This window comes from Methylocystis sp. H4A, from assembly GCF_015709545.1.
GTDB classification, from domain to species: domain Bacteria; phylum Pseudomonadota; class Alphaproteobacteria; order Rhizobiales; family Beijerinckiaceae; genus Methylocystis; species Methylocystis silviterrae.
In genome coordinates, this window is the sequence record NZ_JADNQY010000018.1 from 80,829 (window position 1) to 106,018 (window position 25,190).

General features: G+C 63.7%; 33 protein-coding genes and 2 pseudogenes. 4 read left to right on the forward strand and 31 right to left on the reverse strand.

The window, feature by feature from the left end:
- Positions 1 to 82 precede the first annotated feature (82 nt).
- Positions 83 to 622 carry a hypothetical protein gene (locus IYW40_RS04790; RefSeq protein WP_246720643.1) on the forward strand — a complete coding sequence of 180 codons (540 nt, stop codon included), beginning with the start codon at positions 83 to 85 and terminating at the stop codon, positions 620 to 622.
- 121 nt (positions 623 to 743) lie between these two features.
- Positions 744 to 1,139, forward strand: a complete 396-nt coding sequence (locus IYW40_RS04795) for a DUF3126 family protein (protein WP_175093371.1) — start codon at positions 744 to 746, stop codon at positions 1,137 to 1,139.
- A 75-nt stretch (positions 1,140 to 1,214) separates the two neighbouring features.
- Here IYW40_RS04795 and IYW40_RS04800 read toward each other — a convergent pair whose 3' ends face one another.
- From IYW40_RS04800 to IYW40_RS21680, 10 genes are all read right to left on the reverse strand, one after another.
- Positions 1,215 to 2,591 (reverse strand): ATP-binding protein, encoded by a 1,377-nt coding sequence (locus IYW40_RS04800; protein WP_196399621.1) that lies wholly within the window; start codon positions 2,589 to 2,591, stop codon positions 1,215 to 1,217.
- Positions 2,592 to 2,595: 4 nt separating this feature from the next.
- On the reverse strand, positions 2,596 to 3,279 hold the full coding sequence (locus IYW40_RS04805) for a response regulator transcription factor (RefSeq protein ID WP_196393993.1): 684 nt from the start codon (positions 3,277 to 3,279) through the stop codon (positions 2,596 to 2,598).
- 22 nt (positions 3,280 to 3,301) lie between these two features.
- Complete coding sequence (locus tag IYW40_RS04810; protein ID WP_196399622.1) at positions 3,302 to 3,670, reverse strand: PepSY domain-containing protein; 369 nt, start codon at positions 3,668 to 3,670, stop codon at positions 3,302 to 3,304.
- A 75-nt stretch (positions 3,671 to 3,745) separates the two neighbouring features.
- Entirely contained in the window at positions 3,746 to 3,961 is a 216-nt protein-coding gene (locus IYW40_RS04815) for a hypothetical protein (RefSeq protein ID WP_210327191.1), read from the reverse strand.
- Positions 3,927 to 4,148, reverse strand: a complete 222-nt coding sequence (locus IYW40_RS04820; RefSeq protein WP_196399623.1) for a hypothetical protein — start codon at positions 4,146 to 4,148, stop codon at positions 3,927 to 3,929. Before IYW40_RS04820 ends, IYW40_RS04815 begins: the two co-directional genes overlap by 35 nt.
- 1 nt (position 4,149) lies before the next feature.
- Positions 4,150 to 4,326: a hypothetical protein gene (locus IYW40_RS04825; RefSeq protein ID WP_014890979.1), complete on the reverse strand. Its 177-nt coding sequence runs from the start codon at positions 4,324 to 4,326 to the stop codon at positions 4,150 to 4,152.
- 43 nt (positions 4,327 to 4,369) lie between these two features.
- Entirely contained in the window at positions 4,370 to 4,981 is a 612-nt protein-coding gene (locus IYW40_RS04830) for an N-acetylmuramoyl-L-alanine amidase (RefSeq protein ID WP_196399624.1), read from the reverse strand.
- Positions 4,982 to 5,053: 72 nt separating this feature from the next.
- The gene (locus tag IYW40_RS22050) at positions 5,054 to 6,640 is read right to left on the reverse strand and encodes a DUF2793 domain-containing protein (RefSeq protein ID WP_196399625.1); all 1,587 of its coding nucleotides are present in this window, start codon (positions 6,638 to 6,640) and stop codon (positions 5,054 to 5,056) included.
- An 8-nt stretch (positions 6,641 to 6,648) separates the two neighbouring features.
- Positions 6,649 to 10,530, reverse strand: a complete 3,882-nt coding sequence (locus IYW40_RS04840; RefSeq protein WP_196399626.1) for a glycoside hydrolase/phage tail family protein — start codon at positions 10,528 to 10,530, stop codon at positions 6,649 to 6,651.
- Between the two features lie 146 nt (positions 10,531 to 10,676).
- Entirely contained in the window at positions 10,677 to 11,975 is a 1,299-nt protein-coding gene (locus tag IYW40_RS21680) for a DUF2163 domain-containing protein (protein WP_246720653.1), read from the reverse strand.
- Between IYW40_RS21680 and IYW40_RS21685 the strand changes: the two genes are divergently transcribed.
- Positions 11,883 to 12,104, forward strand: coding sequence for a hypothetical protein (locus IYW40_RS21685; protein ID WP_246720656.1), 222 nt, complete (start codon positions 11,883 to 11,885; stop codon positions 12,102 to 12,104). The two genes, IYW40_RS21680 and IYW40_RS21685, sit on opposite strands and share 93 nt — an antisense overlap.
- Here the strand turns inward: IYW40_RS21685 and IYW40_RS04855 are convergent.
- From IYW40_RS04855 to IYW40_RS04950, 21 genes and pseudogenes are all read right to left on the reverse strand, one after another.
- Positions 12,101 to 12,739, reverse strand: a complete 639-nt coding sequence (locus IYW40_RS04855) for a DUF2460 domain-containing protein (RefSeq protein ID WP_196399627.1) — start codon at positions 12,737 to 12,739, stop codon at positions 12,101 to 12,103. The genes IYW40_RS21685 and IYW40_RS04855 overlap by 4 nt on opposite strands.
- A 15-nt stretch (positions 12,740 to 12,754) precedes the next feature.
- Positions 12,755 to 13,348 carry a phage tail tape measure protein gene (locus IYW40_RS04860; protein ID WP_196399628.1) on the reverse strand — a complete coding sequence of 198 codons (594 nt, stop codon included), beginning with the start codon at positions 13,346 to 13,348 and terminating at the stop codon, positions 12,755 to 12,757.
- Positions 13,345 to 13,584 (reverse strand): rcc01693 family protein, encoded by a 240-nt coding sequence (locus tag IYW40_RS04865; protein ID WP_281432863.1) that lies wholly within the window; start codon positions 13,582 to 13,584, stop codon positions 13,345 to 13,347. Before IYW40_RS04865 ends, IYW40_RS04860 begins: the two co-directional genes overlap by 4 nt.
- Positions 13,581 to 13,937, reverse strand: a complete 357-nt coding sequence (locus tag IYW40_RS04870; protein ID WP_196399630.1) for a gene transfer agent family protein — start codon at positions 13,935 to 13,937, stop codon at positions 13,581 to 13,583. Before IYW40_RS04870 ends, IYW40_RS04865 begins: the two co-directional genes overlap by 4 nt.
- 160 nt (positions 13,938 to 14,097) lie before the next feature.
- On the reverse strand, positions 14,098 to 14,505 hold the full coding sequence (locus IYW40_RS04875; RefSeq protein WP_196399684.1) for a phage major tail protein, TP901-1 family: 408 nt from the start codon (positions 14,503 to 14,505) through the stop codon (positions 14,098 to 14,100).
- A gap of 12 nt (positions 14,506 to 14,517) precedes the next feature.
- A complete protein-coding gene (locus IYW40_RS04880; RefSeq protein WP_196399631.1) occupies positions 14,518 to 14,925 on the reverse strand; it encodes a DUF3168 domain-containing protein in 408 nt (135 codons plus the stop codon).
- Positions 14,926 to 14,935: 10 nt separating this feature from the next.
- Positions 14,936 to 15,262 carry a phage head closure protein gene (locus tag IYW40_RS04885; RefSeq protein ID WP_196399632.1) on the reverse strand — a complete coding sequence of 109 codons (327 nt, stop codon included), beginning with the start codon at positions 15,260 to 15,262 and terminating at the stop codon, positions 14,936 to 14,938.
- The gene (locus IYW40_RS04890) at positions 15,259 to 15,834 is read right to left on the reverse strand and encodes a phage head-tail connector protein (protein ID WP_196399633.1); all 576 of its coding nucleotides are present in this window, start codon (positions 15,832 to 15,834) and stop codon (positions 15,259 to 15,261) included. The genes IYW40_RS04885 and IYW40_RS04890 overlap by 4 nt, the downstream gene beginning before the upstream one ends.
- Before the next feature lie 70 nt (positions 15,835 to 15,904).
- Positions 15,905 to 17,131, reverse strand: coding sequence for a phage major capsid protein (locus tag IYW40_RS04895; protein ID WP_196399634.1), 1,227 nt, complete (start codon positions 17,129 to 17,131; stop codon positions 15,905 to 15,907).
- A gap of 157 nt (positions 17,132 to 17,288) precedes the next feature.
- Positions 17,289 to 17,900, reverse strand: a complete 612-nt coding sequence (locus tag IYW40_RS04900) for an HK97 family phage prohead protease (RefSeq protein ID WP_196399635.1) — start codon at positions 17,898 to 17,900, stop codon at positions 17,289 to 17,291.
- Positions 17,900 to 18,076, reverse strand: coding sequence for a histidine kinase (locus IYW40_RS04905; protein ID WP_196399636.1), 177 nt, complete (start codon positions 18,074 to 18,076; stop codon positions 17,900 to 17,902). The genes IYW40_RS04900 and IYW40_RS04905 overlap by 1 nt, the downstream gene beginning before the upstream one ends.
- Positions 18,073 to 18,261, reverse strand: a complete 189-nt coding sequence (locus tag IYW40_RS04910; RefSeq protein WP_196399637.1) for a hypothetical protein — start codon at positions 18,259 to 18,261, stop codon at positions 18,073 to 18,075. Before IYW40_RS04910 ends, IYW40_RS04905 begins: the two co-directional genes overlap by 4 nt.
- 76 nt (positions 18,262 to 18,337) lie before the next feature.
- Positions 18,338 to 18,490 (reverse strand): annotated as a pseudogene (locus IYW40_RS04915) (phage portal protein); the annotation flags it as partial.
- Positions 18,491 to 18,492: 2 nt separating this feature from the next.
- Positions 18,493 to 18,813, reverse strand: a complete 321-nt coding sequence (locus IYW40_RS04920) for a hypothetical protein (protein ID WP_196399638.1) — start codon at positions 18,811 to 18,813, stop codon at positions 18,493 to 18,495.
- Between the two features lie 69 nt (positions 18,814 to 18,882).
- Positions 18,883 to 19,290, reverse strand: coding sequence for a hypothetical protein (locus tag IYW40_RS04925; protein ID WP_196399639.1), 408 nt, complete (start codon positions 19,288 to 19,290; stop codon positions 18,883 to 18,885).
- Positions 19,291 to 19,293: 3 nt separating this feature from the next.
- A complete protein-coding gene (locus IYW40_RS04930; protein ID WP_196399640.1) occupies positions 19,294 to 19,893 on the reverse strand; it encodes a hypothetical protein in 600 nt (199 codons plus the stop codon).
- Between the two features lie 469 nt (positions 19,894 to 20,362).
- Complete coding sequence (locus tag IYW40_RS04935; protein ID WP_196399641.1) at positions 20,363 to 20,710, reverse strand: hypothetical protein; 348 nt, start codon at positions 20,708 to 20,710, stop codon at positions 20,363 to 20,365.
- Between the two features lie 24 nt (positions 20,711 to 20,734).
- Entirely contained in the window at positions 20,735 to 21,229 is a 495-nt protein-coding gene (locus IYW40_RS21690; protein WP_246720654.1) for an RNase A-like domain-containing protein, read from the reverse strand.
- 162 nt (positions 21,230 to 21,391) lie between these two features.
- Positions 21,392 to 22,544 (reverse strand): annotated as a pseudogene (locus IYW40_RS04940) (phage portal protein); the annotation flags it as partial.
- An 82-nt stretch (positions 22,545 to 22,626) separates the two neighbouring features.
- Positions 22,627 to 23,958 carry a terminase family protein gene (locus tag IYW40_RS04945; RefSeq protein WP_196399642.1) on the reverse strand — a complete coding sequence of 444 codons (1,332 nt, stop codon included), beginning with the start codon at positions 23,956 to 23,958 and terminating at the stop codon, positions 22,627 to 22,629.
- Positions 23,912 to 24,445, reverse strand: coding sequence for a hypothetical protein (locus tag IYW40_RS04950; RefSeq protein ID WP_196399643.1), 534 nt, complete (start codon positions 24,443 to 24,445; stop codon positions 23,912 to 23,914). The genes IYW40_RS04945 and IYW40_RS04950 overlap by 47 nt, the downstream gene beginning before the upstream one ends.
- A 366-nt stretch (positions 24,446 to 24,811) precedes the next feature.
- Here IYW40_RS04950 and IYW40_RS04955 point away from each other — a divergent pair, with 366 nt between their 5' ends.
- A complete protein-coding gene (locus IYW40_RS04955; RefSeq protein WP_196399685.1) occupies positions 24,812 to 25,105 on the forward strand; it encodes a GIY-YIG nuclease family protein in 294 nt (97 codons plus the stop codon).
- The last annotated feature ends 85 nt before the right edge of the window (positions 25,106 to 25,190 follow it).

Here is a 25,190-nt window from a genome sequence, read left to right on the forward strand (position 1 = left end):
GCGCGGATGGCGCGCGTCATGCTTCTATGCGCCGTCGCAGTTGTTGCGGCTCAGTTCGCGCCGTCGATCAATGGAGATTTATATGGGGATCCGTATCGCTGTTTCTTACGCTGCGGCCGGCGGCGCTCTGGCCGTGGCCGTCGCCCTCGCCGCGAGCTCAGGGGACGCGTATGCGCAGGCCAATGTATTGAAGGAATGCGGATCGCAATACCAGGCGGCTAAGGCGGCCAACGAACTCGGCGGACAGAGCTGGCAGGAATTTTTGAAGGCCTGTCGCGGGCGATTGGCGGAGCAGGCCAAGCCCGGCGAAGAGAAGCCGGCGGAAGCCAAGCCTGCCGAGGCGAAGCCCGAGACGCCGCCGCCGGCCGCCGCAGAGTCGAAGCCGACGCCGCCCCCCGCGACGGAAGCCAAGCCCGTTGAGCCGACTCCGCCCGCGGCGACCGAAGCGACCCCGAGCCCCAAACCCGCGACGGACTCGAAAGCCGCGACGCGCGAGCGCCAGAAGAAATGCGCCGCGGAATGGAAGACGAAAAAGGCGGAGCTCAAAAAGGCCGGTTCAAAAATCACCTGGCCAAAATATTGGAGCGAGTGCAACAAGAGGCTGAAAGCCGCAGGCGAATAACGCTCTTCGCGCTTTTTGACGTCGCCCGGCGGCTCTCCGCCGGGCGTTTTTCATGCGCTCTTGCTCGGCGAAAGGCGTCGTGGCAGAGGAATGATGCTGATCGCTGAACGGGGGTGGGCGTTTGGATAAAACCGAATTGCGAAAACTGCAGGCTTTTCTGCGCCGTTCGCTCGGCAATGAGGGCGTTCGCGTCACAGCGGATCCGAAGAATCCGGACGACGCCGCCGTGCATCTTGGCGAGCGAAGGATCGCTTCGATCTCGGTCGACGACGAAGACGGCGATCGTTCCTTCGCCTTCGAGATGAAAATTCCCGTCGGACGCGAAGTGCTGCAGTCCTATTTGCGCAAGCTGTTCGAAAACGATCGCCTGTCGATCGTGGCGCGCGGGCGCAAAACGGATTCGGTCGAACTCAACGCCGACGGCGAATTTCTCGGCGTCATCTCCGCTGACGATCCGAAGCTGTCGAGCTTCACGCTGCAGGTCGCGATTCTCGATTTCGATCTCGAAGAAGAGTGACGCGCTGCACGAAATCGGGGCGGCCGTTCGATCGTTGATCGGTCTCGGGCTTTGCTTAGGGTTGGCCCACGCAGCTCAAAACCCCGGCAGTCGAAGCTCTGCGCGCAAACCGCCGCTGGGGCTGTCGTCGAGTTGCAGCGAGCCGCCATAGGCGGCGGCGAGATCGACGACAATCGACAGGCCGAGACCTGATCCGGGCTTGGTTTCGTCGAGACGCCGCCCACGCTGCGTCGCCGCGGCGCGCAAATGCGAAGCAAGCCCCGGTCCGTCGTCGTCGATGGTGACGCGCAGCGTCGGCCGCGACGCGCCTTCGACGCAGACGTCGATCGTCACCCGGCTCTTCGCCCATTTGCCGGCGTTGTCGAGAAGATTGCCGATCATTTCTTCGAGGTCCTGGCGCTCGCCAAGAAAGCGCAGACGCGGATCGGCGCCGCCAGAAAAGATCACGCCCTTGTCGCCATAGATTTTACTGAAGGCGCGCAGCAAGGCCTCGATCGACGGCGCAACCTGCGTCGCGGCGCCGAGTGCGCCGCCGCGCGCCGCCGCCCGCGCCCGGTCGAGATAGAAGGAGATCTGATCGCGCATGATCTGCGCCTGTTCTTGAACTTTCCCGGCGAGTTGCCCGGGCGCGGAATCGGCTTCATTGACGATGACGGAGAGCGGCGTTTTCAGCGCATGGGCGAGATTGCCGACCTGCGTGCGCGCGCGTTCGAGAATGTCGCGATTGGCGCTGATCAGCAGATTGAGCTCTTCGGCGAGCGGCGCGACTTCGCTCGGGTAGGCGTCCATGATCCGCTCCCGTTCGCCGCCGCGGATCGACGCCAGTTCGCGCTGCAATTGCCTCAAAGGCCGCAAGCCGAAGCGGACCTGGAAGGCGGCGCCGATGGCGAGCGCAATCGCGAGCGCCGCGAAAGCGACGATCAGCGCGAAGCGAAAACGGGCGATTTGCTCTTCCATCTCTTCGCCGCTGCCCGCGACCTGCACGAGATAGATGCCGACGTCGCCGACGTCGATGACGCGCTCGACGATGCGCAGCCTGCGCCCGTCCGGGCCAGGCCCGTAGCCGCGACGAAAGCCGCCGACCTCCGCTACGACGCCAAGATCTGAGAGCTTGGGCAGCGTGTTGGCGAAGAGCGAGCGCGACGCCTTGATGTCATGCGACTTGTCGTCGAGACGCGTGATCTGCCAGTACCAGCCCGAGCCCGGCAACTCGAACTGCGGGTCGCCGAGCTGGCCGGGGCCGGTGCGTCCCTCCTGTCCCGACTCGGACACGTCGGCGACGATGGCGCGCAGGTAAACGTCGAGGCGCCGTTCGAAAACCTCGTCCGCTTCGTTTCGGTAGTAGGCGGTAAGAAGAATGCTGGCGACGATCAGCACGACCGAACTCATCGCCGCGGCAGTCAGGAACAGACGCGCGGCGATGGAGCGAAGGGAGACGAAGGAAAGGGGCATGCGCCTAGCGTTTATAGCCGGCGTCCTTTGCCGGCGCGGCCGCCATGTAGCCCAGCCCGCGCACGGTCTGGATCAGATCGACGCCAAGCTTTTTGCGCAGCCTGCCGACGAAGACCTCGATCGTGTTCGAGTCGCGGTCAAAGTCCTGATCATATAAATGCTCGATGATTTCGCTGCGGGATACGACGCGTCCGCTGTGATGCATCAGATAGGCGAGCAGCCGGTATTCGTGCGAAGTGAGCTTCACGGGCGCGCCGTCCACGACGACGCGGCCGGCTTTGGTGTCGAGTCGCACCGCGCCGCAGACGATTTCATTCGTCGCATGGCCCGTCGCGCGGCGCAGCAGGGCGCGGATGCGCGCAAGCACCTCCTCCATGTGGAAGGGTTTTGAAACATAATCATCGGCGCCGGCGTCGAAGCCTTGCACCTTGTCGCTCCAGCGGTCGCGCGCGGTGAGGATCAGCACCGGCATGTCGCGTCCCGCCGCGCGCCATTCTTCGAGAATGGTCACGCCGTCCTTCTTCGGCAGACCGATGTCGAGGACGACGGCGTCGTAGGGCTCCGTTTCGCCGAGATGGCAACCTTCCTCGCCATCGAAGGCGCGGTCCACCGCATAGCCCGACTGCTCGAGCGCACGAACGATCTGGCGGTTCAAATCCTTGTCGTCTTCAACGACGAGCAGCCGCAATGTGTCCTCCCGCGTGCGAGACTCAATCGCCTATAGAGCCCGCGCCTATAGAGCTAGAATGAGGCCGGCCGCTGAACGCGTCGACAAGAATCTTGACGATGTGGCCGTCCCGGCGCAGCAGGCTGATCTCATAGATAAGTCCTTCGCCCAATTGGCACAGCCGCGCGCCGAGCGGCTCGGCCTGCAGCCGGAGGGCGACATCCCGCATGCACCGGAAAGGATCGGCGAGCTTCTGCGCTTCCATTTTGCTGCGCGCCTGCGCCATGGTGAAACATTGCAGCCGCGCGGGAGCCTCTTCGGCGCGGCTGGCGGCGGCGCGCAGGAAAGCGGCCGTCGCCGCGAGAGCGGCGACGGTGAGCGCCCGTCTCCAACAACCTCCGGCGGCCCGCATGCGCCTCTCCCCGGCGCATAGTCGGCCGAAAGCCCTGAATGCGCAATGAATAGTCAAGAAATGCGGCCGCGCGCCTCAGCTCTCCGAGGCGCGGCAGGCGTCCCGCATTTTCTTGTAGTCGATTATCATGGCGGCGAGAGGCGCGTTTTGGGGCAAGGCGCGCAGCTGCTTCGCCGCAATCTTCTGCTCTGCGAGAGAATAGGCGACGAGTGGCGGACAGCCGCCGCCCGTCGATTGGCATGCCGCAAGAGCGAGGCTAAAAGCGACCATGATCGAGATCTTGCGAAACATCTTCAACGCTCCTGCGCTCAACCATGATTTCCGCCTGCCGCTTGGCGGCGCGCATATTGGATTCGGCGCGCCGCGCGTTCTCCTTAGCGGCGCCGCCGGCGACAAGTCGCGCCAACACGGCGCGTCCAAGCGCATAGGCGACGACGCCGGCGACCGCGACGAGACAGAGCGCGGTGAGCTTGGACATGTCAGGCCGTTCCCGGCGGCGTCGAGGTGATGCTGCGCATGATCGCCATCAACGCCGCCGAACCGATGGCGATGGCGCCGGCCTTCGGATCGTTGAGGAAGGCGATCCAGTCGGTCGAGGCGAGCGCGCCAAACAGCGCGACGAGACCAGCGGCGACATAGGTGCGATAGCCTTGCATTGGGAGCTCCTTTTTTGTGATGCCGGAAGCCGCCGGCGCGGTTTCACTTGCGGCCGAGGACTCGCGAGACGAACGATTCCATGGCGAAGGCGGGACCCGGATCGCGCTTGCGCGTCGGCGCAATGTCGTCATGACCGGCGATGTCGCTGATGCCGTAGGTCTGGCAGAGCGCCTTGGCGATATCGACGGCGGCCGAGATCTGAAGGGCGGGATAGATCATCCAGGGCTTTTCGTCGCCCCTATCCAGCTTGTGGACGAGTAGTGCGACCTGGCTCGCCGGCACATTTTTTCCGTATGCGTCGGCGAATTTTCCGTTGGCGAGCTTCGTCAATGGTCCGGCGTTGGTCAGCTCAACGCCGATCGAAAAGGCATTGCAGTTCGAGCGCCGCCTCCAAACGCTTTTGCCCGCGTGCCACGCGACGCGATTGAACGGCGCGAGCTGCGTCACCGCGCCGTCGAGATCGACGACGAGATGGGCGGAGGCTTTCGCATTCGGATTGCACAGCCAGGAGATCGCGCCCTTCGCCGACTGAGCGGCGGTGTAATGCATGATCAGCAGCGAGGGCTTCAAAACCCCGCCGACGTTGGGCGTCGGCTTTTGAGCGACAGGCTTGTCGTTTTGGTGCAGGACGTGATTCTTCACGGCGAAGGCCATGAGCCGACTCCTTCTTTTCCGATGTCGTTTGTTGATGAGGAATCGCGCGCGACGCGCTTGATGGTTTTGCGATCAGAAATATTCAAAGACGACGGCGTAGCCGCCGCCGCCATTGCCGCCTGCGCCGGAATTGGCGCCGTTCTGCGACGCGCCGCCGCCACCCCCGCCAGCGCCCATGCCGCCAGTTCCGCCAGCGCCCGGCGACGTGGCGTGCGAGCCCCCACCGCCACCGCCACTGCTGCCTTGGTCGATCGGACCGGCGGCGTTCGCGAAGGATGAACCGGAAGAGCCGTTGACTCCAGAGGCCCCGCCACTCGCCAAAGTGACGACGCCGGCCACCCAAACTGGGCCGCCGCCGCCGCCCGCGCTCATCGCGTTCGCGGCCGTTATTCCGCCGCCGGCCCCGCCGCCGCCTGCGCCGAAGAATATAGCGCCTCCGCCTCCGCCGGCGGCACCCGTTGCGGGACCGCCGCCTCCGCCTCCGCTGAAACCTCCAACGACAAAAACGCTGGCTGACGGAGCCGCAGAGCCACCATTGCCTATGCCCCCCTGGCCAGCGCCGCCGGTAGCGCCAGATGCGTTACCGGCGGCACCAATGACGCTTCCCCCAGCGCCACCGCCAGAGCCGGACGCGAGCCCGCCGCCGCTGCCAAAACCGCCGCCGAACGCCTTAAGCAGCGATCCAAAAGAGGTGTTGCCGCCGGCAGTTCCGTTAGTTCCAGCCGTGCTATCGACGGTCTGCGCTGCGCCGCCATTGCCGCCAGCGCCGATCGTGACGGTGAGGCCCCCGCCGATCTGAGCTGCGGTGAACTTTCCTTTTGCAATTCCGCCGCCTCCGCCCCCGCCTCCGCCTGAGGCGATTGCGCCGGCCGCCTGTCGCGCGCCTGCGCCGCCGCCGCCGCCGCCGCCAAAAAGGATCACGTCAACAAAGCGCATTCCTGGCGTCGGCGTATAGGAATCCGTAGCCGTAAACAGATGAACGTTCGCCGGGCCGCCGCTTGGAAAGGCGACTGCGCCTGTGGCGCTGTCGATGACGATCGCTTCCTTCCATGCGGAGCCGTCGGGCGACACTTTGACGTGAAAATGATCGTCGCCAATCAACCCAGTTTCGGCGCGCGCGGAATAGTTCGATTCGTAAAGTTGCGAGAGAGTGTTCGCCGCGCTCTCCTTGTTGAGCGCGAAGCGGAGATCGCCGGTGCCGCCTTCGCCGACGCTCGTTGCGGTAAAGAGCGTCGCATTGAGTTTGGCGAGCAGCGGATTGGCGCCGTCGGCGGTCGCGCCGATCCCGAGCAGCGCAAGGTTTTGCAGCTGGCGTAAGGACAGGCCGCAATCAATCCATCCCGCGCCGTCATAGAGCAGCAGAAGCGATTCCGCTTCGACATAGGCGCGCCAGCCGGCTTGTGGCGAAAGGAAGGCCCAGCCGCCTGCGAGGAATGTCGCGATCTGGCCGCTTCTGCCCGTGAAATCGCCGGTCGCGCCGGCGCCGACGAGCACACGGTCGCCTTCCGCCGGCGTCGCGGGCGGCGACGTCACGTTTCGCGCAGACACCGAAAGCTGCGTCAACGCGTCGATCAGCGCCAGAGCTTCATTATGCGTGACGTGCTTTTGCGCTTGCGCCGCCTCGATGAAGGGCAGCGCAAGATGCGTGGTTTGCGTCATCGTTTTTCCTATTGGACGGGGAGCGTCGTCGTCAGCGGGAAACCCCGTCCAGCCGTCGCGCTCATCTGGTAAAGTGAAAGCGTCAGTTCGCTTTGCGGCGCGCCGAAATCGTCGAGTTCTTCGGCGGCGGGATAGAGGATCGGCGCTGCGGCTGTTGTGAGCGTGCGCTTTCCGCTCGCCGGCAGTGAGATATCGGCTTCGTAGGATTCGCTCGCCTCGCCGAGCGGAATGTCGAGCGCCTCCCAGGCGTCGGAGTCGATGCGTCCACGCCGCACGAAATCGATGACGACGCCGGCCGGCGTGCGCCGGGCGCGCGCCTGCGTCGGCGCGTAGGGACGCAACGCCTTGTTTGTCGCGGCGACGGTCGGCTGAACGAAGACCGGCTCCGCATAGTCGCGATCCGCCGGACCGATACGATAGGTCATCGGCGCGCCAATCTCGGCGACCTTGCGCGCCAGCGGCGCGATCGCGTCATCGAGCAGCACGACGGTCGCGCCGGCCGGCGCATCGCGATTGGCGAGATGTTCTTCGCCGCCGAGGCCACGAAGGAGCCTTGACAGACGATATGTCTGTTCGCCGATAAGTTCGGCGTGCGCGAAAGCGAAAATCTCCCAGTCGCCGTCGACGCGGATCGCCATCGCCGAGCGCCCCGCGAGCGCGGCGAGATCGCCCACCGACGAGAGGTGTCCGGCGCCGATTCTGACAGTGACGCCGCCGCCATTATCGAAACGTCCGACCGGACCGGCGCGCAGGACGTCGAGCGTCTCGCCGATGATCGCGCGCTTGTCCATGATCGCGATCTGCTCGTAGCCGCCCTCGAACGTCATCCTCCAGATTGCGAGCGGACCGGGCCAGGGATCGGCGAAGGCGGCGACATAGGAGAGCGCTTCTTCGTCGCGCCAGAGCGCCAGGTCGAGAATTTCGACTCTCGGCGGTCCGACCATCTTCGGCGAAACGACTTTCGTGCGTCCGAGCAGAGGCGCGGCCACGTCATAGACGGAAGCGTCCGCCGCGCGCGCGCTCACTTGCCGCGCGGCGCCGTCCGTGATGCGTTGAATTTGAAACAGCCGGCCGCCGCCCGCTGCGCCCAGCCGCACCAGATCGCCGGGCTGCAAAGCGAGAAGGCCAGGCCGCAGCGTAAACTCCGCGGTTTCGCGTCCGATCCACAAATCCTGAAGCCAGCTCTCCGTAAGCGACTGCGCATTGGCGCGATTCGTCATCACCGCGGCTTGCGCTTCACTCTGGCGCGCCGAGCGGCCCTCGAGTCTGCGGGATAAGACTCGCGCCATTTGAAAGTCGTTTTCGGAATCGCAGAAGGAAAGCGCGATCTCCTGCGGCAGTTCGCTTTCCTGCGCCCGCGCCAGCGTCACCAGCGACGCGGTTTTGTCGGAGACGAGATCGTCTTCGTCAATTTCGCACACGGGTTTCCCGCGCCGATCGACGAAGCGCAAGGCGCCCGCGCTCGCCACGACGTCGACGCCGTAAAGCGCGGCAAGAGGATCGATCGCCTCGCGCGGCGACATCGGCCGCTCCAGCACATAGCCGTCGAGAAAGCCGCTGACGTTCGGCCGCTGCGTGACAACTTCAGGCGCGGAGACGGCGCCGACGAGCGCCGGCAGGAGGCGGTCGAGCGGCGCGCCTTCGAGTCGTCCGTTCAGCCAATGGCCCGTCTCCCAATTGGCGGCGTCGCTCCACGCGTCGGCTTGCGTCGGAAAGGCCGGAAAGGGGCGCGCATCCCAGCACCATATGTGCAGGCGCGCCGGATCAACCATCCGCCCGGCGTAGAGATTGGACGTCGGGTTGCGCGCCTCGCCGCCGGGGGCCGCCGGATCGAAATGCGCGATCATCGCCTCGATGAATCGCGCCTGCATGAGATCGTCGCGGCCGTTGCGCGAAAAATAGGGCAGACCGCCGTCGCTCGAACGCGGGTCCGGAAAAACATTCGGCGCATTGGCGCCGCGGTCGACAGCGGGACATCCCGTCTCGACGATCCAGATCGGCTTCGACTGCGGGACCCATGCCGTCGGCGCCGTCAGCTCAGCGCCGCCGACGCGCTCGTAATGCGGTTGCGACCACCATGACAGAAAATCCTTCTGGCGGAAGATCCAAGGCTTGCCGAGCCCGTCGCTGATCGGCGTACGCTCTTGCGCGAGGCGCGCATTTGCGTCGGCGTAATGCCAATCATAGGCCTCGCCCGAAGCGATGCGAGACTTGAGATAGTCGAGATCATAAATGCTCGCCGCGTCCTGCGCGTCGAGATGGGCGTCGCCGTCGCGCCAGTCGGACAGCGGCCAATAGACGTCGACGCCGACGAAATCGACGGCGCTTGACGCCCACAGCGGATCGAGCGGAAAGCGCGCTTCGCCGCTTGCAGGAACATGCGCGCCATATTCCGTCCAGTCGGCGGCGTAAGAGATTTTTGTTTGCGGGCCAAGCATCGCCTTCGCTTCCGCGGCGAGCGTCATCAGCGCGCCGACGGCGGGATATGCGCCCGGCGCCGAGCGCACGCGCGTCAAGCCGATCAGTTCGGAGCCGATGAGGAATGCGTCGACGCCGCCGGCCGCGACGCAAATATTGGCGTAATGCAGAATGAAGCCGCGATAGCGCGAAAAGAATGCGTCGAGCTGCGCCGCAGCAGTCGCGGTTGCGTCAGGTGAGCCCGGCCGACCCGGCGCGGGATTGCACGTCACGCGTCCACGCCAGGGGAACGCCGGCTGTTCGACGGCGCCTGTGTAAGGATTGAGCAGCGCATTGCCCGGCGGCACGTCCATCATCACGAAGGGATAGAAAGTCACCGCGAGGCCGCGCGCCTTGAGGTCGGCGATAGCGGCCATCACCGACGCGTCGCTGGGCGTTCCGCCATAGGCCGCGCGTCCATCGATTTGCGACACGAGCCGCGCGGATGCGCGCGTCAGCCCGGCGACCGACCAGTCGGGCGGCCAGAAGCCGCTGAGAATGAAATTGAACTGACCGATGGTTTTGAATGTCGCGTCGACGCGCGGCGCGATCGTGCAATGTTCAGCGCGAAGGTCGTCGCCGAACCAGGCGACGACCAGCGCGATGCTTTCGAGATTCGGGCAAAGCGCCTGCAGGGCGTCGATCGACGCGGTCCAATCCGTCGCCGCGGTGAGCTGATGGCGATTTTCCGCCGCCGTGGCGCCGGGCGAGTAGAAATTGAGCTTGAGGGCAGGGTGATAGCCGGCCTCCGTCGCGCCGGGAATGAGGTCGACGGCCCGGATCATCGCGCCGAGTCCTTCGACGGGTTTCACCACCTCGAAGGTGAATTGCGGAATGCGATTGCCGAACGGCGCGAGCGCGAGATCCTCGAAAACAATATAGGCGAGACCGCGATAGGCGGGCGCGTTTTGGGTCCCTTCCTTGGCGACAATCAGCGGATCTGGCTCCTGATCTTCAGTCCCGGGATAGATACGAATCGGCAGCGTCGTCATGTCGAGCTCTGACCCATCAGCCCAGATGCGTCGCACGAAAGCGACAGGCCCTTCGCATAGACCGATCGCGAAATTCGCCGAATAGGCATAGGTGAACTGAATGTTGAAGCCGCCGCCGCCGCCGCCGCCTTTACCCTGATGCTGTGTCTGCGAAAAAGAAACATTGACGCGTTCGAGAAAGCGCGTCGCCCAGATCATCTGTCCGCCGAGGCGCGCGCGGCCGTAGACGCGCGGCACCCCGGAGCTTTCCGTTGAGGTGATCCCGTCCATCGATTTCAGCCGCGGACCGATCGAATAGCGGGGCGATGCATGCGGTTGCAGCGCTGCGTCGACGAAGGAGCCGCCGAAGCCGCCGAGCGCGCCGCCGATAGAGGAACCAACAGGTCCGCCGATCGCGCCGCCGGCGACAGAGCCGATCGTCTGCAGAACAAGAGTGGCCATGAGCGTCTCGAAGAGCCTCGCAATGTCATTCCGACAGGCCGAAGGCCTAATCGGGAATCCAGTGCAGCTTCAGGAATGTCGGGTTTTGTCCTGGATGCCCGATCGCGCGCCGAGCGCGCGTCGGGAATGACAGACGTGCTGCGCCTTCAATCCACAACGTTCGGAAAGGCGAAGGCGGCGACAAGCTTCTTGCGCCAATGCGGGCCAATCGCGACCTGCGCGACGCAGGCGCCGGCATGTGCGTGAATCATATGCGTCGTCGATATTGCGATGCCGAGATGTTTCGCCGGGAGATGTTCACGAAAGCGAAACAAGAGAACGTCGCCTTCACGAAAATCGCTTAAGGCCACCACTCTGAAATGGCGATGGGCGGCGTCAAGCAATGTCTCGGCGCTCAAGGCTTCGGCCCAATCGGGCGTATATGCGGGCGCCGCCTCCGGCTCGTCGCCGATGATGTCGCGCCAGACGCCGCGCACGAGCCCAAGACAATCGCAGCCGACATGGATGAGCGAAGCTTGATGCACATAAGGCGTGCCACGCCAGCGCCGCGCCGCCGCGACAATGTCGGCGCGGGTAAAATAAAAAAGACTCCCGCCGTCCATCGCCGGCGCAAGCGAACTCGGATAGGCGATGATTCGGTCATTGCCCGGCATATGCGGGAAGCCTCGAAAGTTGACGATATTGTCGAACTTCAAGCGACAGGCTGTCGGCGACTTATCGCATCCCGCCGTCAGGACAACGACGTCTCCGGCGAGAATCGCGCCGCCCGGCGGCGTCCACAGCGTGACGGTCGCGCGAAAATTTTCCTGCCAATGCGATTTGATCGTGAAATGGGCATTCTCATTCGCGCCGCTTGTGAAGGTAAGCACGCCGCCAGCAAAGAAGCCGCAGTCGAAAAGTTCGGAAAGATCCATGTCGATTGCGCCGCCGACGAAGGCGGCGATGACGCTCGTCGCGTGAAAGCCGGGCGCCATGACGTCGAAGGCGCAGCGCGCGTCGCCGAGATCCGCCGAACAACTGCGCTGAAAGGCGCGGCCCTGCTGCTGATCGAAAAGGTGCGCGCTCGAGCGCAGCTCCGCGGCGAAAGCCATCTCGCCGCGGCGTATCTCGCCGATCGTCGCGATGTCCAGCAAAGCGCGATCAGTCACGTTCGTCCAGTCGACCAGCCATGTCTCGACCGAGGCGCCGTCATAGAGGCCGTTCAGCAGATCCGCCTCGGTGAGGCTCTCGTCGCTCAAGGCCCCGGTCGCTTCGCCCGTTCCCGGCGCAAAGCCGACGCTCGATTCGAGCTGCGACGCCGAGAGACCAGTGTTCGCGCGAAAGGTCACGCCATTAAAAGTCAGGTCGCGATCATGATCAGTGAAGCCCATCGCTGTCGCATCGTTGCGCGCAACGCGCCAACAATGGCAGAAGGTGGTGGCGCGCTGATCGAGCTTCGCCTGCATCGAAGGAGAGAGCGAGAGCATCATTGTCTTCCAATTTTCAACGTCATTGCGAACCGCAAAGTGTTGCGGCGATTCAGCATGAGTCAGGCGATGCTGAATGGCTTCGCTTCGCGCTTTTTCGGCGGCTAGGGAACGATTTCGACGATCGGAATATTTGGAATCGCGCCGGCCTCGAAAGCGTGCATATCGATTTCAAGAAAATCCGTATCGAAGCGCACAGGCACGTCGAAGAGAAAGCCTGCCGTGACGACCGCTCCCGCCGAGGGAATGGCGCCGGGCGCGAAGGTCACGATTCCCGTCGTGACGTCGACGCTCACATCCGGCGCCGATTTCTCGACGCCATCGGCCGCGACCCGCACTGTTCCAGCGACGGGCTTTACGATGTCGCGCGCATAAGCGGAAAACGCGCCTCCGTAAGTCTTCACAAGCTGAAATGCGGCGCGCGCGCCATCTCCCATTCCTATTGGTTGATCCGTTGGGCTCGCAGTCGCGCCCGGCGCGCAGGAGGCGCAATCGGCGCGATCGCGCCATCGAAAGCCATAAAGCCTGCCGCGCCGCTCTTCGAAGAATTCGATGATCTGCGAAAGTTGCGTGAGACTCTTGACGCCGTAGCCAGCTTCATAGCGGCGCCGCGAATGCGCCCAGCGGGCGTTGCGCGCCTCGCGATTGGAGCCAAGCGTCACGATCTCTGTGCGCCGCTCCGGTCCGCCGCGCCCGCCCAGCGAGACATCAAGTGGAAAGCGGATCTCGTGAAAATCGCTCATGCCGGCTGCGCCCGCTTAGAGGTTGCGCTGGCCGCGCGCGACAGCCCGCGCCAGGGCGCCCGTGATTTGCGCCTCCGAACGACGGAAGCTCTCGACATCCTGCGCAGCGATGTTGACCGTGACCGCAACCGGACGCGCGGCGGCGCCTTGCGCGACGACGCCGAGCCGGCCATCCGCGCCGCGCGCGAGCGGCATGATCGCCTCGGCGCCGCGCTCGCCCATCAGCCCCATCGCGCCGCCGCTCGCAAAATAGGTTGGACTTGCGACGACCCCGCCCTGCGCAAAAGGCGCAACGGTCCCGGCGCCGCCGAAGGCGCTGGAAAACATGCCGCTCAATCCGCTCACCAGTCCTTCGGCGAGCGCCTTGGTTCCCGCGCGCAAGGCCATGCGCGTCAGCGACTGTGCGATCGTCGAGAGCACGTCGTTGAAGCTGCGGCCGCTTGCCGCCGCGGAGCCGAAACCCAGGTGAAGCGTCTTCGTGACATTTCCTGCCGAGACGTTGATCTGATCGAGCAGAAGTTTTGTCGCTTGCAGGTTAGCCGTCGCGACGCGCTCATTCGCGCCCGGCGCGTTGAACGGGTCCGGGAAGGGGTCGAAATCTGTCGTCATGTCGATCCTTGAGAATCGGGAAATTGGCGCATCATGTCTTCAAGCGCCGCGCGCGACGGCGCGCCCGGCGCTGAGCCGTAAACGCCCTCCGCCGCGCAAAAAAGTTCGCGCGGCGTCATCGACCAGAAATCGCGCGACGGGAGCCGCAGGACGCCGAGCCCGAAGGCCATGGCGCGCGCGAACGGAAAGGGCGCGCGATGGGAGGCGTCGCGCGCCGCTTCTTCCGTTTGCCTCAGGCGTCCTGCGGCGTCGGAGGGTTTGCGTCGGCGCTCCGCTCCGGCGCGTCGCCGAAGGTCGCGGCGAGGAGATCGGCCGCGATACGCACGTAGCCTGCAAGACCCTCCGAAACTTTCATTCTCGCGACGTCTTCGTCGTTTATGTCGTTGCCGGCTCCGCGCAGCCCGCAGCCGATGATGCGCAGTATGTCGCGTGCGGAAAGCCGTCGTTCCTCAAAGCGGCTCGCGAGCGCGACAAGGTCGCTGGCGCCAAAGCCGCTTTCGAGTTCGGCGAGCGCGCCGAGCGTCAGGCAGAGCGTGTAACTCTTGCCGTCGATTACCGCGTCGATTTCGCCGCGTTTGCTGTTCGCCATTGCGTCCTCACATGAAATGCGCCGGTCCATCTGGAAATGTCATTCCCGGCAGGCCGAAGGCCTGACCGGGAATCCAGGGGCGCAACAGGCAGTTTGATTTTGCCCCTGGATTTCTGATCGCGCTTCGCGCGTCGGGAATGACAGTTGAGCCGTTCAAACCTCACAACGCCGCGAAGGCGAGCGCGCCTGCCGATTCAAGGGAAATATCGAAGGTCACCTCGGCGGAATATTCGCCGCGGTAATCGAGATTGGCGATCTGGAACAGGCCTGAGAGCGAGCCGAAGTCGGGAATGACAATCTGCCACTCGCGCAGTAGCCCGTCGAAGAAGGTCTGGCGCAGCAGCGCATCCGACGACTGGTCCTTGAACACGCCTGTCCCGGAGATGCTGGCGCGCCTCAGTCCTCCGCCGTCCAGCAATTCGCGCCAGCGGCCGCTCGACTCGGCGTCGGTCACATCGACCGTGTCGGCATTCAGCGCGAGGCGTCGCGTGCGCAAGCCTGCGACCGTGACGAAGCTCGCGCCGTCATGAATTTTCAAGAGCAGATCCTTGCCTTTCTGGGCGGCCATCATTGAGCTCCGTTAAAGATATTCGGTCGTGGCGCGAAAGCGCAGATTGACCCGCGCGAAGCGGCCGTTCTGATCGCGACGCGTCTCCAAGGAGAGGAAGCGCAAGTCGACCAGCCGATGGCCCTCAAGACTGAGCGCCGCCTCATCGAGAAGATCGGCGATGCGCTGCGCCAGTTCCAGCGCCTCGCTTAGCCCCCGCATCGTCGACGTGACGCCGATGGTGAAAAATTGCTCGGTGCCTGGTGAAAGATCTGCCGACCAGTCGCGCAGCTGCGCTTCGCCAAAAAGCGCATAGGGCGGTTCGGCTCCTCGTGGCGCTTCGTCGTAAAGCTTTTGGCCGAGCGTGGCGGCGAAGCCGGCATCCGCGAGCAGATAGGCGCGGATCGCCTTGCGCAGCGCAATGACGGGTGAAACGCTCATGGCGAGTCCTTTATGTGATCTCTTCGCACGTGCAGATCAAAAATCGCCGGCGCTCATCGGGATCGAGAACCGATTGGATACGAAGCTTGCGACCGCGATAGACAAAGCGCATGTCCTTTGAGACATCGTCACGCCATCGGATCGTCGCGACGAGAGTCGTCGCCTGCTCGGCGCGTTGCTCGACGAAGGCCTCGCGAACGCCAGAAGGCGCGATGCGCGCCCAAAGAGTCGTGACGGGCGTAAAGCTGCGCGAAAAGCCGCCGGCGCCGTCGGGCGCGTCGATGGGCGCCTCGAGCGTCACGCGATGGCGCAGCGCGCCGATGGGGAGGCCGCTCACAGCAGCCGCTCCCGCCGAAACGGCGCCGCGAGCTGCGCGACCGTTTTCGGCAAAGCGTCGTCGCCGCTATCGCCGCGATGTTCGCGCCAATGCGCGACGAGCGTCAAAATCGCTTGGCGCAGCGGCTGCGGCGCGTCGCTCGCGAGCGAGCCATAGCCGACGTCAAAGTCGATCTCGATTCCGTCGATCGCGCGTCCGGGCGCAGGCGGCGTGGTCGTGAAGCTGATGCGGCCACCCTCTTTCGAGGATGGCGCGCGATAGGTCGCGGCATTGAGCGTCTGCGGCGCGTCGCTTGCGTCGAACACACGGATCGCCGTCACCGACTGAAATGGCGCGAAGGGAATGCGGAGCGTCGCGTTCGAGGCAACCGAAGTCGGCCAGCAGTCGAACACGAGACGCCAGCTTTGCGTGACGAAGAAGCGCCGCGTATAGGCCTCGAGCGTCATGCGCGCGGCGACGATCAGCGCTTGGATCAATTCATCCTCTTCGACGCCGTCTTCACGCAGCCATGATTTTGCGTCGGCGAGCGAGACGGGCTCGATCGCCGGCGCGCCGATGAGCATCGGTCGCATCGCGCGTCCTAGGTTGTGGTGAGCGGAAGGCCGCGACGTTTGTCGTCGCGGCCTCAACGGGGCGGGCTGATTAGGATGCGGCGAATTTCAACAGCTTGATCGCTTCGAAATTCTGCACGCCGCCGCCGACCCGCTTCGTCGTGTAGAAGAGGACATAGGGCTTGGCGGAGTAGGGATCACGCAGCACGCGAATGCCGACGCGGTCCACCACCACATAGCCGCGCTCGAAATCACCGAAGGCGATGGAGAGAGAATTCGCGGCCGGGTCCGGCATGTCTTCCCCTTCAACGACGGGGAAGTTCATCAGCGAGGCGCCAGCGTCGGCGGTAGCGGGCGGCGCCCAGATGTAATCGCCCGTCGTCGTCTTGAACTGGCGCACGAGCGACTGTGCGCGCCGTCCCATGACGAATTTGCCGTTCTGGCGGAAGCCGGCGCGCAGCGCGTAAACGAGATTGACCAAGGCGTCGGAAGGATCGCTCGCCGCGAAAGCGCCGGCGGCGCCTGTCGCCACATAGCCGACATTGCCCCAGGTCCAGCTCGCGTCCGCAACCGTCGCATAGGAGAGAAAGCCCTTCGGCTTATTGACGCCGTCGCCGCTGACGAAGGCCGCGCCTTCCTGTTCGGCGAAGGCGGCTTGCACCTCCTCGGCGATCCATTGCTCGATGTCGACGACGGCGTCGTCGAGCAGCGCCTGCGTCGCCGCCGGCATGGCGTAAAGCTCCATCGCCGGGAAGGTCATGTCGGCGAGCTGCTGATTGTTGGTCTGCGGGCGTGGATCGGCTTCGGCGACCCAGCCGGCGGCAGGACCTGTCGTCGAAAAGGCGCGGCGCAGCGACGCGCCGGAGATTTCGCGCACGCTGGAGATGGCGCGGATCGGCGAAAACTTCGCGAGTCTTCGCAGAACTTCCCGCTCGGTTGGAAGCGGCACGAGATAGCCGCCGTCAGGGCCCGAACCGCGCGACAGCGCCTTGGCTTCGAGCGCCTTGAGGCCGCTCGCTTCGCCGGAGCGCATATAGTGATTGAAGGCGCTCTTGTGCTCGCGCCCGCTGTGGTCGTCGACGAGCTTGCCGCCGATGCGCGGCCGCGACATTTCCAGCGCTAGGCGATCGAGGCGGCTCTTTGTGTCGTCGAGCGCGTGGTCGATGCGCGCGAGCTTCTCTTCGGTCACGACGTCGGCGCCGAGGCGGCCCTCGAGCTGCGTCAAACGCTCGTCGTTCGTCTCCTTGAAGGCGCTGAAGGCGCGATTGAGATCGGCGAGAATATCGTCGCCGGCGGATTTCGTTTCAACTGCTGACATATATAGAGCCTCATGTTTGGCGCCGGCGCGCGGAAAAACGCCCCGGCGGCGGGAGCCGCCGGGATGAAGTCCGCGTGCTTGGGAAAGCCGTCTCAAAGAGTTCATTTGCGCCCGACGGCAAGGCGGGAATCGATGCGATTATTTTCTTCTGCGTCGGTCAGCAGCGTGCGGCGGCGCGCCGCAGCGCCTGCGCGAAGTCAAGTGCGGCCCGCTGCGCTCTCAGGCGCGCGAGCTTCGCGCCGAGCGCCTCCATGCGTGACGCGCCACTGCGACTTTGCTTCACCTTTCCGATGCGCGCCTGCGGCAGCATCGGAAAGGTGACGATGGAGATCTCCCACAGATCGATTTCGTGCAGGCGGCGCACGCCGCTGGATTTGTCCGTCGTGGCGCGTCGCGCGCGAAAGCCGATTGAGAGACCGTCGATCGCGCCCTTGCGCATCAGCGACAACGCCTCGCGCGCCCGCGCCACCGACAAATCGAGGCGGCCTTCGACTTTGAGGCCGCGCGAATCTTCGACGATCGAGGACCACATCCCGATCGGCTCGGCCGCGTGATGCTGCCACAGCATTTTGACGCCCCCCGCGCCGCGCTTGATCAGCGAGCGCGCAAAGGCGCCGGTCATCACCATGTCGCCGCCTGAATCAACCACGCCGAAGAGGCTGGCGTAGCCCGAGAAGGCGCCAGCTTCATTGGCCTGCAGCAACGGCGACTCGGCGCGCTTGATTTCCGGCGCGCCGGCGCTCAACGCCGTCTTTTGCAACGCGACCATCAGCTCTTCTCCGCCTGGGCGTTGATTGGCGCATGGCTCGCCGCGCGGGCGTCGGCGCGCAATTGCGCGAGCAACTCGACAAAGGTCTTGAACACGGCGGAAGGATCGTCCCGCATGCGCGCATGGCGCGCGCGCGGACGTCTTACAAAATGCGGCAGCCAATTCTTCTGATTCATTGATCGCTCCTGCAACGTCGGTTGAAACGCGCGAGTTCGCGCACGAATGCGTCAAGGCGGCGCGTCGCCTCGCCGAGTTCGCGCAACGCGAGATAGGCTTGTGCGGTGGCGGCGCAGGCCCACAGAAACAGCGCGAGATGCGCGAGATCGCCGCGCTCCAAGACGGCGTTCAGAATGTCGGACATGGGCGGTTTCGTATTTCCGGCCGGCGGCGCGTTTGTCAGTCATTCCCGACGCGAAGCCCGGCCGCAGCCAGGCCTGAAAACTCTTCTGCACGCGCGCGACAAGTGGCAGAACGGTCTGGCGCCAGAAGGCGCGATTGGCCTCGGCGTAATTGCTGAAGGTGTTGTCGCCGGGGAGACCCAACAGCAGCGGCGGCACGCCGAAGGCGAGCGCGATCTCGCGCGCCGCGCCCGCTAATCAATTGTTTTGGGAGGCGGGACCACGTCGTAGTTGTTGTCGCGGATAAGGATATTGTCCTTTCCGAACGCCTCATAAAAGATCGCGGGGATGAGTTCGAGCAGTTCCGAGCGTTCTTTGTTCCATTCGATCAGGAAGGTACATTTTGGATCGAAACCGTATTCGGCGTCGTCTTCAATATTAGGAGGCCTCGCTTCTCCGACTTCCGAAAGCCAGAAGTAGCGGAGAATATCTCGATATTTTTCACGAGCTTGGGAGAGCAACTCCTTGGTCTGGTCGAGCGGCAAGGCGCTATCGAAAAAAAAGCAGGTGGACATTACCGGCCTCCAAAGAGGTAGTGGAGTTTACCCTTTTGGTCGATGATCCAAAGAGGTCACGGACTCCGCCTATGACGTCGCCGCGAGCTCCTCGCGCATCAGCGCGATCACCTCCTCGAATGCAGGGGTGAAAATCTCTTTGCGCTCGCGCATCCAGGTCAGCCCAGGATCGAGTTGGTCGCGCTGAAAATCAGCGTAATAGGCCTCCATCGCACGAAACAATTCTATCCGCTCCTCGCGCGGGTATTCGCTGAACTCGAAGAAATCGAGAGCTTTCCCATCGGGCAACTCATATTTGCTCGGCCAGCCGTCGTAGAGGAAGCCAAGGACTTGCGGCGCCAAGTCTTCGGCGATTCGCGGCGCCTTGTTGCGATCGAGATAAAGCTCATAAGCTCCTCCCAATATGGCTTCGAACTGCCCTCGGGAAATTGGCAGCCATTCCTTGTCGATAGCGTCGAATGTGACGAGAGAGGACATATGTCACCTCAGAACTTTGATACGCGCCTGTGTTTCAACGGGCAGGGTCCAAATGTAGGTCAATACTCTTGCAGCATTCTCGCTGCCCAAGCCTGAAAGATCAACGACGTATCGGTCAACGGCACGATTGCGAAGCTTCCCTTGCAGGCGACGCGTGAACCTTTCGTAATTGAAAAACTGATCCGACACATCACTCCCTATCGCATCCCATGTTTGGCCAAATTCGTCCTGGAAATCGGCGCCAGAGGCGCTTGACCTCTTAAAGGGCCTGCCAGTTTCTTTCTCCATCCGCAACACGGTTGCGACCTCCGGCCAACGGGGCTGACCGAGTGAAGCGGGGTCTCGCGCCAGATTATCGATCCGATCCTGTTCCGGGCCTGTAATGCCCCGAGGGTAAAATTCTTCGATCACCGATTCTCGCATCCGTAGCCGACGAAATGGATCGCGCGGCGGCATGTTGTCGCCGAACTTTGCGCGCAGAAGCTCGGCGTAGCGCGCGTCCGCCTCTCGGATGTCGCTCTCATTGCGTTCGATGCGATGCTCGATGTTTTCCGGATCGATGAGAGTTTGCGGCGGTCGCCAGTCGGGATCGAGTTCTTGCACGCGCGTCATCGCTCGTGCGGCGCGCTCCGCGGAGATTGTCTCTCTTGCGAGTTGCGCCGGCGTGGCAGCGAGTCCGCTTCTGCCGCGACCGCCGCCGCGCGCCTGGGCCAGCGTGATGGACCCTTCGACGTCGCTCGCCACTCTCGGATCTGTGTTCAGCGCCGTCTGGACTCGGCCCTCCACATCCCGCCGCCGCGCGCGATCATCTCGCGCGCCGCGAGACCCGCCTGCCGAACCTCCGCCGCCCCCCCGCTCGTCCATTGCCCAGCGCCGGAATTCCCGCCGGGACGCGCGGCTGATTCGGGCTATAGCGGCGCTCCAGACCGACATCGCGCTTGGCGAAGAGCGCTTCTTTCGGCGCCGGGCCGTAGCCTACAGCCTCGCGCTTTTCGTCGAGCGTGAGGAAGGCGGCCTTGCCGACGCGCTCCCATTCGGCGGCGCGTTCGCTAGCCCTCTTTCGCCGAGCAAGTCATTCGTGTTGCGAAGCCATCTCGTTTTCTATGATTTGCCGCGCTCTTTTGAAGATGAAGACGTAGCCGGTGTCTTCTTGCTGCGTTTTTGGTGACCCAAAAAACACTTTAGTTGGCTTTAGGCTTAACCAAAGCGTCTCGAACTCCACGCTTGGGTTCTTGCTCTCAATTACGTTTGACAAAAATTCCCTCAATCGCTCGAGGCCAGCCAGATCGAAACACGATAGAGATTCCGATATGGCGTCATCCAGTCGCTTCAGGGACGCCTCCTGCGTCGTGGCTTTAACGTGATCGCGCGAAAGCGCAATATCAAGCCCAAGGCAAAATCCTTCAAATTCGTCGGACATTTGTATCGGCATCGCCGTCTCCGGTTATTCGAAAGTTGGGAAAGCGGTTATAATCGAATAGCCCTTCTTCGAAGGTTTATCATGAATAATCACCACGGCGGCGCCATAGGTATCTCTGAAAAATATCGTGGCGTTTCGCTTCGAGGGGTCCAGCGAATAAGCCTCTCGGCCTGTAGCAGTCTCAAAAGACGCATCGATCCTTATGCGGCGCGTTATCCGCCCAGATATGACATCTTCGACAGTGCGAAAGTTTCTTGCGATGACTGAATTAACGAGCTTGTTTGCGGCTTCGATGGATGGAAAGGACCCCGCTCTTGTATCCCGCTCGACCCAGAGCCAGCCGTGCTCCTCATAAGAGTCACGAATTCTATCACGGAGCTGGTTATCAGTCTTTCCAACATGGTCGCGTATCGAATGACCCTCGTGTACGCCACCCTCCTCATCTCGCAAATCGACGAGTTGATTGTCAGCTATTTGTTGGACGGTGGGATTGGAACCAGGCTCGTCCGAGAAGCTCAACGAATCATCGAGAAGCCCAACGCTTCCTGAAAGCCCACCGCCGCCCCCGCCGTCCGTCCATTGCCCGCCGGCGGAACTTCCCGCCGGCGCGCGGGGCTGATCGGGCCGATAGCGGCGCTCCAGCGCGAGATCGCGTTTGGCGAAGAGCGCTTCTTTCGGCGCCGGGCCATAGCCCAGCGCCTCGCGCTGTTCGTCGAGCGTGAGGAAAGCCGCCTTGCCGACGCGTTCCCATTCGGCGGCGCGCTCGCTCGCCAATGCTTCCAGACGATCGGCGTTATAATCGAGGCGAAAGGAACCGAAGCCCGGCCGCAGCCAGGCCTGAAAGCTCTTCTGCACGCGCACGACGAGCGGCAGCACGGTCTGGCGCCAGAAGGCGCGATTGGCCTCGGCGTAATTGCTAAACGTATTGTCGCCGGGAAGACCCAACAGCAGCGGCGGCACGCCGAAGGCGAGCGCGATCTCGCGCGCCGCGCCCGCTTTCGACTCGGCAAAATCCATGTCTTTGGGCGAAAGCGACAGCGCCTTCCAGTCGAGCCCGCCTTCGAGCAGCAGCGGCCTTCCGGCGTTGGTCGCGCCGGAGAAATTCTCCTCCAGCTCTTCCTTCAGCCGAGAGAATTGCTCGTCGGTGAGATGCGCGCCTTCCGGCCCCGCATAGACGAGGGCGCCGGAGGGGCGCGCGGAATTGTCGAGCAGCGCCTTGTTCCAGAAACTCGCGGCGCGTGTCGAGCGCGACTTGTGCGGCGGCGAGCGGCGGAAAGCCGTAATAATCGTCGAGCGGGTTGAAGAATTTGATATGCAGGATCGGCTCTATCCCTTCGCCGCGCATCTCGTAGCGCGCTTCCTGTCCGAGCGCGCGATAGATGAAGGCCGCGGGCCAGCCGTTGCGCCCGGCTTCGATGCTCATGCGGTCGGGCCGCAGCGCATAAAGTTCGCGCAGCTCCTCGTCGATCAGAACGGATTCAATATAGGCGTTGCCGTAAAGCAGCAGATTGGCGCAGATCGTTTCGATGAAGGAGGCGCTGGTGTCGAGCGGATTGGGCCGCTCGATGAGAGAGATCAGCGGATGGTCGACCGCCTCCTCGCGGCCCTCATAGACGAGCCATGGCACCGAGGCGGCGGCTTCCGCCACCATGCGCACGCAGCGATGGCAGACGGCGTTGCGCTCATAGCCTTCGCGCGTCAGCACCGTCGAATTGCGCGCGCTCCAATGCGGCTGTCCGAGCGCATGCATGGCGAGGAGCTTCGCCGCGCGCGAATATTTGGTTTCGCGCGCCGGCGCGACAGCGCCGATGAGGCGCGAGAAGAGAGAGGGCATGAAAGGTCCTTTGAAAGGAATGCGACTGGCGCGGCGCAAACCCTCTCCCGCTTGCGGGAGAAGGAGAGCGTGCAATGCTTCGCTACACTCGCCGCATGCGCGGCTCGGGCGCCTTCGGCGTCAAAGCCAGCGCGGTGATCGCCCAGACCAGCGCGTCGAGCCGGTCGGGACTTCGCCCCGACGAAAGTCCGTCGGCGCCGAAATCGCACATCTCGTCTTCGAGCGCCGGAAAGGCGCCGACATGTTTGACACGGCCCTGTTCGTAAAGCTGCGCGACCGGCGCGGCGCGCAAATATTTGCCGCGCGTCGCCCGCGCCATCGTCACCGGCGCCGAAGGATCGGCTTCGTTCAGCACGGCGCGCACCATTTCGCCGCCCTGATTGACTTCGGCGACAAGCGCGTCGGCGGAAAGCTTGTGATACAGCGCGATCGCCGCGCGCGCCCATTGCGCCGGCCGCGCCGCCGACAAAGTCGCGTCGGCGAGAACATAGAGCATTCCGGCCTGTTCAATCCCCGCGGCGACGAGGCCGCAATTGTCGGCGCGCTTGCCGGAACTCGCCGGCGGATCGACCGCGACGACGATGCGCTTGAGCGGCGGCGCCTCATGGACCCGCGCGCGCTCCAGCATGTCGCGCGTCCACAGCGCATCCTTGCGCTCGTCAAGAATTTCGCCGTCGAGCTCCTGACGCCCCAGGCGCGTGCCGGCATATTGCGCGACGACGCTTTCCAGAAAGGACGGCGCAAGATTGGCGGCGTTCTCCCGCGTCAGCGCGCGCGTCACGACGCTCGCCGGATTGGCGATCAGCTCTTTCAAAAGCGGCAGCGGACGCGGGGTCGTCGTCACCAGCTGACGCGGCCAGTCGCCGAGACGCAGGCCAAATTGCAGCATGTCCCATGTCTCCCTGGCGTAGCGCCATTTGGCGAGCTCGTCGCACCAGGCGGCGTGAAACTGCGGCCCGCGCAGGCTTTCCGGATCTTCCGCCGAAAACGCCTGCGCCACGGCGCCCGAGTCCCAGACGACACGCTTTCGCGTCGTCTCCCAGCGCGGCCGCTCGCGCGGCGAATGCACGGCGAGCAGGCCGGAGACGCCCTCGACCATCACCTCGCGCACGTCGGCCGCCGTCTCGCCGACAAGCGCGATGCGCCCGAGCGGGCGCGGTGAAAATTGCGCGCGTCCGAGCGCCAGCGCTTTCACCCATTCGGCGCCGGCGCGGGTCTTGCCCGCGCCGCGTCCGCCGAGGATCAGCCATGTGCGCCAAGGCGCGCCGCTCGCGGCCAAGTGCGGGGGCCATTGATCGCGCCGTGCGACGAATTCCCACTCGTCGAGAAGCCGCGCCAGTTCTCTCGCGCTCAAACCTTCGAGCGCCTCATTCAGTCGGCCCTGCGCCGCGCAGGCGCTCAAGTCGTCGAGCAAGCTCCGCGCGGAGTTCGGCCAATTCACGGGGCGGCGCGTCGCCGCCTCGAGCGCTCGCGGAGGGGTCGCTGTCATCGTCTGCGTCGTTCTCGCTATCCTCGTGCTCGCGTCGCATGCGCTTCAATTCGGCGAGCGTTTTGACGAGGCTTGCGAGCGTGCGGGCGCTCGCCTCGATGGTCTTGGGCGCATGTTTGGCGAGCGCAGCTTCTGCGCGGGCGAATTCCTGTTCGACGGCGTCTTCGAGCCGCGCGATCAGCCGGCCGGCATCGCGCGGCTTCTTTGCGGCAAGCGCAGCCTCTTGCGGCTTTTTCGGCGCGCAGGCGGAGGCGCGCATTGGCCAGCCGTGAATTTCGCGAAAGCGGCGGAATTGCCCGACGCTCATGCCGAGCAGTTCGAGAATTTCGCCGATGGGCGTGACGCCCGAGTCATAGAGAAGCTTCGCCTGCGCGATCTTTTCATCGCACGGCGGCGCGGATTTGGCCGCCATCAGCCAGTCTCCGTAGGGTTGGCGACTTATGGGGTTGCACCGCTAAAGCAGTGGGGCTTTGTCATTCCCGACAGGCCGCAGGCCTGACCGGGAATCCAGAGTCGCAACAAGCGTGTTTGATTTTGCCCTGGATTCCCGATCGCGCTCCGCGCGTCGGGAATGACAGCCGGGGAACGAATTGAGCGAGATGTTCACTTTTTGAAAAGCTCTATATTGCTCTTCAATGGTAGCCGCCGCGCAGTGTCATTCCCGACAGGCCGAAGGCCTGATCGGGAATCCAGAGTCACACCAATCATGCTTGATCTTGCCCCTGGATTCCCGATCGCGCTTCGCGCGTCGGGAATGACAGCAGTGGAAGCATCGAAGATGGAGAAGACCTATTTTGTCTATATCCTCGCGAGTGCGCGAAACGGCACGCTCTATGTCGGCGTGACCAATGATTTGGCGCGGCGCATTCACGAGCATAAGGCCAAACAGACCCGAGGTTTCACATCGCGATATAATGTTCACATGCTCGTTTGGTATGAAACCTATGGCGACGTGAACGAAGCCATCGCGCGCGAAAAGCAGTTGAAGAAATGGGAGAGGCGTTGGAAGCTCGAATTAATCGAGACGCTTAATCCGGCTTGGAAAGACCTCTATTTCAACCTCAACAACTGATCATCGGGCATGTCATTCCCGACAGGCCGCAGGTCTGATCGGGAATCCAGAGTCGCAACAAGCGTGTTTGATTTTGCCCCTGGAT

Bases quoted from the DNA above. Each gene is read 5' to 3' on its own strand.
- IYW40_RS04955 (WP_196399685.1), top strand. From the start codon at position 24,812: ATGGAGAAGACCTATTTTGTCTATATCCTCGCGAGTGCGCGAAACGGC.
- IYW40_RS04920 (WP_196399638.1), bottom strand. From the start codon at position 18,813: ATGTCCACCTGCTTTTTTTTCGATAGCGCCTTGCCGCTCGACCAGACC.
- IYW40_RS04895 (WP_196399634.1), bottom strand. From the start codon at position 17,131: ATGTCAGCAGTTGAAACGAAATCCGCCGGCGACGATATTCTCGCCGAT.
- IYW40_RS04880 (WP_196399631.1), bottom strand. From the start codon at position 14,925: ATGAGCGTTTCACCCGTCATTGCGCTGCGCAAGGCGATCCGCGCCTAT.
- IYW40_RS04825 (WP_014890979.1), bottom strand. From the start codon at position 4,326: ATGCAAGGCTATCGCACCTATGTCGCCGCTGGTCTCGTCGCGCTGTTT.
- IYW40_RS04910 (WP_196399637.1), bottom strand. From the start codon at position 18,261: ATGTCCGACATTCTGAACGCCGTCTTGGAGCGCGGCGATCTCGCGCAT.
- IYW40_RS04870 (WP_196399630.1), bottom strand. From the start codon at position 13,937: ATGGCGAACAGCAAACGCGGCGAAATCGACGCGGTAATCGACGGCAAG.
- IYW40_RS04840 (WP_196399626.1), bottom strand. From the start codon at position 10,530: ATGGCCACTCTTGTTCTGCAGACGATCGGCTCTGTCGCCGGCGGCGCG.
- IYW40_RS04935 (WP_196399641.1), bottom strand. From the start codon at position 20,710: ATGTCCGACGAATTTGAAGGATTTTGCCTTGGGCTTGATATTGCGCTT.
- IYW40_RS04905 (WP_196399636.1), bottom strand. From the start codon at position 18,076: ATGAATCAGAAGAATTGGCTGCCGCATTTTGTAAGACGTCCGCGCGCG.
- IYW40_RS04860 (WP_196399628.1), bottom strand. From the start codon at position 13,348: ATGACGACAGATTTCGACCCCTTCCCGGACCCGTTCAACGCGCCGGGC.
- IYW40_RS04830 (WP_196399624.1), bottom strand. From the start codon at position 4,981: ATGGCCTTCGCCGTGAAGAATCACGTCCTGCACCAAAACGACAAGCCT.
- IYW40_RS22050 (WP_196399625.1), bottom strand. From the start codon at position 6,640: ATGACGCAAACCACGCATCTTGCGCTGCCCTTCATCGAGGCGGCGCAA.
- IYW40_RS04950 (WP_196399643.1), bottom strand. From the start codon at position 24,445: ATGGCGGCCAAATCCGCGCCGCCGTGCGATGAAAAGATCGCGCAGGCG.
- IYW40_RS04890 (WP_196399633.1), bottom strand. From the start codon at position 15,834: ATGCGACCGATGCTCATCGGCGCGCCGGCGATCGAGCCCGTCTCGCTC.
- IYW40_RS04810 (WP_196399622.1), bottom strand. From the start codon at position 3,670: ATGCGGGCCGCCGGAGGTTGTTGGAGACGGGCGCTCACCGTCGCCGCT.
- IYW40_RS21685 (WP_246720656.1), top strand. From the start codon at position 11,883: ATGATCAGTGAAGCCCATCGCTGTCGCATCGTTGCGCGCAACGCGCCA.
- IYW40_RS04800 (WP_196399621.1), bottom strand. From the start codon at position 2,591: ATGCCCCTTTCCTTCGTCTCCCTTCGCTCCATCGCCGCGCGTCTGTTC.
- IYW40_RS04875 (WP_196399684.1), bottom strand. From the start codon at position 14,505: ATGGCCGCCCAGAAAGGCAAGGATCTGCTCTTGAAAATTCATGACGGC.
- IYW40_RS04900 (WP_196399635.1), bottom strand. From the start codon at position 17,900: ATGGTCGCGTTGCAAAAGACGGCGTTGAGCGCCGGCGCGCCGGAAATC.
- IYW40_RS04790 (WP_246720643.1), top strand. From the start codon at position 83: ATGGGGATCCGTATCGCTGTTTCTTACGCTGCGGCCGGCGGCGCTCTG.
- IYW40_RS04820 (WP_196399623.1), bottom strand. From the start codon at position 4,148: ATGTCCAAGCTCACCGCGCTCTGTCTCGTCGCGGTCGCCGGCGTCGTC.
- IYW40_RS21680 (WP_246720653.1), bottom strand. From the start codon at position 11,975: ATGCAGGCGAAGCTCGATCAGCGCGCCACCACCTTCTGCCATTGTTGG.
- IYW40_RS04815 (WP_210327191.1), bottom strand. From the start codon at position 3,961: ATGTTTCGCAAGATCTCGATCATGGTCGCTTTTAGCCTCGCTCTTGCG.
- IYW40_RS04925 (WP_196399639.1), bottom strand. From the start codon at position 19,290: ATGTCCTCTCTCGTCACATTCGACGCTATCGACAAGGAATGGCTGCCA.
- IYW40_RS04855 (WP_196399627.1), bottom strand. From the start codon at position 12,739: ATGAGCGATTTTCACGAGATCCGCTTTCCACTTGATGTCTCGCTGGGC.